We start from the raw sequence: 6,353 nt of genomic DNA on the forward strand, positions 1-6,353 counted from the left end.
GTATGGGGACTGGTTCATCTGAACAACGTGCTGGCGCCTTGGGTGTGCTCAACCTTACAACGACATCGGCCCTTCCTGCCGGGCTGCTGCTGACCAGTCAAGGTGGGATGCACAGACGCGTACGATCGAGTGACGTTCGAGCTCGTGGAAACGGAGAATCCGACTGCTCCGAACCAAACCCTCTCCACACCAAGCTCAGATGAATTGGCTGCTCAAGCCCGAGCCGACAAAGCAGTTCGGCTCAGAAGGACATGAAGCACAAGAGGCCCTCCGTGCGTGCGCGCCGAGCGCGGCCTACCTAACCCCTCAGTCAAGGGGACGTGGAGCTTGAATCGGTTTCGTTGACTGAGTGACCTAACCGATAACGACTGCTTTGCGGGATCTTGTTTGAAGGTGCTGGACTTCCGCTTTGGGTCGGGTACCGCCGGCCAGTTCGCGTGCAAGGAGCCGTTCGCGCCCGATCCGTCGCGCGTCAGTGGTCGAGTGACCGCTGACGAAAGTAGAGCGAGCGTACAGGGCCTGGGCCAATGAATGACTGGTGACCGACCCCGCCGACATTCAGGCCGCCGAAAGCGAATGACCGTGCCCAGTCTTGAGCTGCTGTTCGTCTCCGGCACGCCTTGCGCCGCAATCCCATCAATCAGCACCTCCTGCGGCCATCGCGCAGCGACTTCCTCTTCCCCGGTCGCACTGTCCCCAGCGTCTGTGGACAACCTTGTTGATTGCGGGTGAACGGAAAACGGGAGCCCGCGCCGGCACTGACACTCCATTGAGTTGCCACCAAATGTGGCAGTCCGGTGACGGAGAGACCAGCGTCGTCATGGCCGCACAAGCACCTGGTTGAGCATCACGGCCAGCCGCCTCCCCGCAGATGCCAGACGTTCCAGCAGCACCGGCGCAAAACGCTGTCCGTAGTCGGCCGGCAGGAAATGATCGTTCGGATAGAAACCCGACGACGTCACGATCCGGCACGATTCCTCGGCCCAGCGCGCTGGCTGAATGCGTGCATCGACGGGCGAGGTCACAGCCAGGTTCAGCGCATCACGCAACGCGTCCATCCCGCCGGGCCACTGATCCACCAGGCCCACATCCCACAACGCGTGCAGGTTCGTGCCCCGGCCACCAAAGCGCACCTGGAAGAGGTTGCCGCCACGATCATCGGCGTAACCCGCATGCAGGGGCTGGTGGACATCACCGACCAGATGAACCAGGTACTTCAGCGCCTTCAGGCGCTCCTCCGGCGGCGCAGACGACGCCAGCACAGCAGCCTGCCTCTCGATAGCCGCCACCACGCACCGTCCTTCCAGGCAATCGCGTGCCGACTCGTAGTGGCAACCGCTGTCTCGTGGCATGTTCACGTAGTGCCACGCCGCCGTCGACGGCGCCCGCACCTCATCGGCCCAGGTCGAAATCGAGACCAGGCTGGCACCCGGTTCCAGCGCCAGTAGCTTGGCCAGTTCCGCCTTGGCGACCGCGCTCCAGCGCTCCTGCGCCAGTTCGGCGATCAGGCGGTGGGCCGCCCCGCCATAGGCAAACGCAGGGCCACAGACGAACAACAACGACAACACCAGCGAGCGCAACAACATGGGGAACGGTAGAGACAAAGGAAGGGATGGAGACGTTTGAGGAGGCGCGGCGTTACGCCGCCAGCCGGTGTTCGTAGTAAGGCCGCTCACGATCATCCAGGATTGCGTACTGCTCCTTCAGGTTCGCCGCATCGGGCTGCAGCCAGGCATCGAGATGTTCCGGCTTGATCGGAATGATGCAGCGGTCGTGCCCTGCAGCCGCCACCTCTTCAGGCGGTTCATCGGTGATGGCCGCAAACGACAGCAGTTCCTCCTTGCCGTCCGGTGACACCCAGCGCGACCACAAGCAGGCCACCAGCATGTCGTGTTGTGGTCGCGGCCGGAACTCCAGCACCACGTTGCCTTCCGGCCGGCTGACGTTTTCGTAGAAGGCACTTGCGAGCATCACACCGTGGGAACAGCCGAACAGCGGCTTCCAGAACTCACCCTCGAGGTTGTCGCGCCGCGCGTTGTAGGTGCCCGGGTACTTGGTGTCGTAGAAGGCCGGCTTGCCCGGTGGTCGGCATTGATAACGCATCGGCTTCACGACCCGCTGGCCGTCTTCCCACACCATCACCGGTGCATAGTGCCCCGGGAAAATCCGCGAGTCTTCATCGGTCAGTTCGGTGCGCCGCAGATCGTTGAGCCAGCCCTTCAACTGGTCGATCTTGGAAGTCGAGATGCGCAAGTCTTCCTGCGCCTTCTTGGTGACCTTGCCGGAGGCCAGCACGCGTTCGGCATCGGCGCGCCGCTTGACCTGCTTGAACAACTGCTGCTCCAGGTTGCTGGTCCGTTCGGCCTTGTACTCGGCGATCGCCTGCTGGATCTTCCGCAGCTCTTCACTGTAGGCCGGTTCCGACTCGAACGCCGCCTCGAGCGCCTTCGGCAGCTTCAACGTCATCTCCTCGCGCCGGTGCCAGAAGGTGTCGACAAACTCGCGGATGTCCATCACCGCCCCAAACACCCGCACGTACTTGCGGTAGTCGGCCCAGATCTGCGCGGAATAACACATGCAAAGGCTCCCTAGGCAAACAGGTAGCGACTAGCCCCAGCGCTGCCGCACCCGCGACAGCACGTTGATGCTGGGCCCCGAAGCCACGACTGAGGGCACGCCCTCCGGAGCCACCGGCCCGACCGCCTCGAAATGATGCTGGATCGCTGGAGGGATGAACCGTGTCAGCGCCGCATACACATGCCGGTCGCCATACGCAGCCTGCTGCGTCATGTAGTAGCGTTGCGGCACCAGCAGGTGCAGTTGTTCCTTCGCGCGTGTCATGCCGACGTACAGCAGCCGGCGTTCCTCTTCGATCAACGAAGCCGAGCCGGTGATGATGTCGCAGGGAATGCAGCCGTCGACCACGTTGAGGATCGAGACCGACCGCCACTCCTGCCCCTTGGCCGAATGCAGGGTCGACAGGATCAGGTAGTCCTCATCGAGGTGAGCGTCGCCCGATTCATCGCTGCTGGCTGCCGGCGGATCGAGCGCCAGTTCGGTCAGGAACCGTTCACGCGAACGGTAGCCGCCAGCGATCTGCACCAACTGCCGCAGGTCGGCTACCCGAACCGCCGCATCGTCGCTCGCCTGCTCGAGCAGCGGCACGTACCACAACAACACGTCCTCCAGCTCCGCGGGCCAAGCGCCCTGCCCGCCTGCCAGGCGCCCGAACAGTTCGCCAAAACACCGCAGCGACTCACGCGCCGCGGCCGGTGCTTCAAACGAAGCCAAGGCCTCCAGTGCCGAAGGCGCAGCAGTGACGGCTTCGACCAGTCGGCGTGCTGTGGCCGGCCCGACTCCGGGCATCAGCTTGGCGACGCGGAACCCCGCTACCTCGTTGTGCGGGTTGCTGGCCCAGCGCAACACCGCCAGCACATCCTTGATGTGGGTGGACTCCAGGAACTTGAGCCCGCCGAACTTCACGAACGGAATGTTCCGTCGTACCAGTTCCAGTTCCAAAGCGGCGCTGTGATGCGCCGTGCGGAACAACACCGCCTGGTGCTTGAGCAACATGCCGCTTTCGCGTTGTGCCAGCACACGATCGGCCACCCAGCGTGCCTGCGCCAGTTCATCCTCGACCGACACCAGCAAAGGTTTGTTGGACGACGTGCGATCGGTCCACAACTGCTTGGTGTGCCGTTCGGCCGCCAAGGCGATGACGGCGTTCGACGCGGCCAGGATCGGTTGAGTCGAGCGGTAGTTGCGCTCCAGCGTGACACGCTCGGCCGACGTGTCGAAATGGCTGCCGAAGTCGAGGATGTTGCGCACCTCGGCGGCACGGAAGGAATAGATGGCCTGCGCGTCGTCACCCACCGCCACCACCCCACGGCCTGACGGCTTGAGCCGTCGCAGGATCAGGGCCTGCAGCCGGTTGGTGTCCTGGTACTCGTCGACCAGCACGTGATCAAAACGAGTTCCGACCTCGGTGGCCAGCGCAGGGTCCTCGAGCATCAGGCTCCACGACAGCAGCAGGTCATCGAAGTCGAGCAGTTGCTGGTCCTGCTTGGTGTCGGCGTACCCCTGAAACAGGACCTTCAATTCATCGGCCCAGTCCAGGCACCACGGGTAGTGGTCCTGCAGCACCGACAAGAGTGCGCCGCCGCTGTTGAGGACGCGCGAATAGATGCCGAAGCAGGTGCCCTTGGTCGGGAAGCGCTTCTTTGTCTTCGAGAAGCCGAGCCGGTCGCGCACGACATCGAGCAGATCCTCGGCATCTCCCCGGTCCAGCACGGTGAAGGCATCCGACAACCCGAGCCGCGGGGCATACAGCCGCAGCAGGCGCGCCGCCACCGAGTGGAAGGTGCCGGCCCATTCGAGATGGGGTCGCTGCCCCGAACGCAGCCCCAGCGAAACCTGCAACAGCGCCCCGGCCCGTTGGGTCATCTCCAGCGCCGCCCGCCGCGAAAACGTCAGCAGCAGGATGCGTTGTGGATCACACCCGGCCAGCACCAGCCGCGCGAGCCGGGCCGCCAGAGTTTTGGTCTTGCCGCTACCGGCCCCGGCGATCACCAGCAATGGCGGCGCGAGCCGCGCGTCACCATCCAGGCCATGTTCCACCGCAGCCCGCTGCTGTTCGTTCAGCGAGGCCAGCGCATCGATCCGCGACGGGGTTGTGAGGTGAAGGGGCTGGGGAACAACGGCAACTTCTGACATCCCGGCACTGTATACGCATCCAGCCTTTTGCTACACTGGATGAACATACAGCCAAGTCATGAGCGCCCCTCTCTTCCGTGAAGTCCTGCAGGCCCAAGAACCGCCGCTGCAGGAGGCCTTACCGCTCGCGACCGAGGGGGTGCAACGCTATGTCTGGGAAAGCCGCTTCGGGCCGATGCTGATCGAGGTGGTTGACCGTGTGGCCTACGTCAACGGCGGCAAGGTCGAGCCGAGCACGGACACAACACAACCGCAAGGAGCCCGCTGATGGACGCCCGCCTACAACTGCGCCAGCACTACCGCCCCGCACGCCGCCTGGTGCCCACGTTCCTCTTCAAGGTCTGGAACTGGCTCTGAGACACCGCGCGGTCGGCAGCACCGGCGTTCCCGGCTGCCCCTCCTTGTTGTTCGATCCAGTTGTACAGGCCACAGATGAGAGGGTGGATGCTGAAGTTGCGCAAAAGCGGCACCTTGCTGCCACAACGGCGCGATCCAGACGAGTGGCTTGAGGGATTCATCGAAAGCCGCAGCCGGTGGGCCGGTGAACGGCTCGTGCGCGTGCCCGAGTTCCGGCAGATTCACGCATCAGTCGTGGCACCGCCGGATGCACTCCTGTACGACTTCGCCGTCACCCGCCTCGGCGGCGAAGGCATCACGGTGCGCGGGATCGAACGCTTAGAGTCACGGGGCACGGTGGCCGCGGTGTTGCAAGAGTGGCGTGTCGACCTGCAGCGTGTCGTGCCACCGGGTGGGCACTACGGCCCGCCGCTCGGTGTAATCCGCCCGTCCGTCGGCCCCGGCTCGGACACGCACAAACCGTGAACCGCCATGGCCGATCCGCTGGCGACCGCCCGTAGACTGCGCCTTCGGCTTCGCTCCCCTGCGCCCTTCTGCTCCAGCGAGATGTACATCACCGACGCCCGGCACTACCTTGACGAGAAAGGCGCGTTGCTGCCTCTGCGCGGAGCAGCCAAGGCGATGGCCGAGTTCCATGCAGGCGCCATTGCCTACGCCACCGACTTCCTCGAAACCGGCATGGCCGCGCCGACCTGCTTCAAGTGCAAGAAAGCGCCGGTGCAACCCATGATCGCCCAGGATGATGCGATCTACTGGTCGTGCCCGACATGCAAGGCCGAGGGTCGGATTTCCAACTGGCAGGGCACGTTGTGGGATCTCAGCGACCGGCCTGATGCGCAGGCTTGAGTGCTTTGGCGAGAGTGCGGCCGGGAGCGGCGCCATCGCCTGCTGGGCTTCAAAAAAATGGTGGCACTTGCACGCTGCACAGCACCGCCAGCCAGGCCCTGCAGGTAGAGGTCGGCGAGCTTTGTGCTCAACAGCGTGGACATATTGCGGAATCTTGCGATGCTGAACCAAGGGGTGAGCCTACTGCGAAGAGGTGGTTGCAGAGGACTTGGCCGACGGGCGTTTGCGTCGCATATTGCCCGACTGGCAAGGGACCCCAATGCCCGTGTACGCGCTCACTGAAGCTAACGGGCAGCTCACTGGCAGGTTGGCTGCTTGCCGCCTAAGACGAGCAGGCCCACGGCACGCAAGCACCCGAGCTTCCGTGAGCCCAGCGGCGCGGCCCTTGCTGCGTCGTTGCCGACATGTGCGCGCCAGAGCAGCACTCAGGCGCCCTG

At 64.2% G+C, this 6,353-nt stretch carries 6 protein-coding genes; 3 read left to right on the forward strand and 3 right to left on the reverse strand.

Annotated features, from left to right (window positions below):
- Nucleotides 1-818: 818 nt before the first annotated feature.
- From E8D38_RS26980 to E8D38_RS26990, 3 genes are read right to left on the reverse strand one after another with little or no spacing between them, the layout of a single operon-like run.
- Nucleotides 819-1,586: a S1/P1 nuclease gene (locus E8D38_RS26980; protein WP_181179518.1), complete on the reverse strand. Its 768-nt coding sequence runs from the start codon at nt 1,584-1,586 to the stop codon at nt 819-821.
- Nucleotides 1,587-1,638: 52 nt separating this feature from the next.
- Nucleotides 1,639-2,577 (reverse strand): SOS response-associated peptidase family protein, encoded by a 939-nt coding sequence (locus E8D38_RS26985; RefSeq protein WP_140637373.1) that lies wholly within the window; start codon nt 2,575-2,577, stop codon nt 1,639-1,641.
- Between the two features lie 30 nt (nt 2,578-2,607).
- Nucleotides 2,608-4,713 carry an ATP-dependent helicase gene (locus E8D38_RS26990; RefSeq protein WP_140637374.1) on the reverse strand — a complete coding sequence of 702 codons (2,106 nt, stop codon included), beginning with the start codon at nt 4,711-4,713 and terminating at the stop codon, nt 2,608-2,610.
- A gap of 58 nt (nt 4,714-4,771) precedes the next feature.
- Between E8D38_RS26990 and E8D38_RS26995 the strand changes: the two genes are divergently transcribed.
- The 3 genes from E8D38_RS26995 to E8D38_RS27005 all read left to right on the forward strand — a co-directional run bounded on the left by E8D38_RS26995 (nt 4,772) and on the right by E8D38_RS27005 (nt 5,916).
- Entirely contained in the window at nt 4,772-4,981 is a 210-nt protein-coding gene (locus tag E8D38_RS26995; protein ID WP_140637375.1) for a hypothetical protein, read from the forward strand.
- A gap of 176 nt (nt 4,982-5,157) precedes the next feature.
- On the forward strand, nt 5,158-5,535 hold the full coding sequence (locus E8D38_RS27000) for a hypothetical protein (RefSeq protein WP_140637376.1): 378 nt from the start codon (nt 5,158-5,160) through the stop codon (nt 5,533-5,535).
- A 6-nt stretch (nt 5,536-5,541) separates the two neighbouring features.
- Entirely contained in the window at nt 5,542-5,916 is a 375-nt protein-coding gene (locus tag E8D38_RS27005; protein WP_140637377.1) for a hypothetical protein, read from the forward strand.
- The last annotated feature ends 437 nt before the right edge of the window (nt 5,917-6,353 follow it).

Source organism: Methylibium rhizosphaerae (genome assembly GCF_006386545.1).
GTDB lineage: Bacteria > Pseudomonadota > Gammaproteobacteria > Burkholderiales > Burkholderiaceae_C > Pseudorivibacter > Pseudorivibacter rhizosphaerae.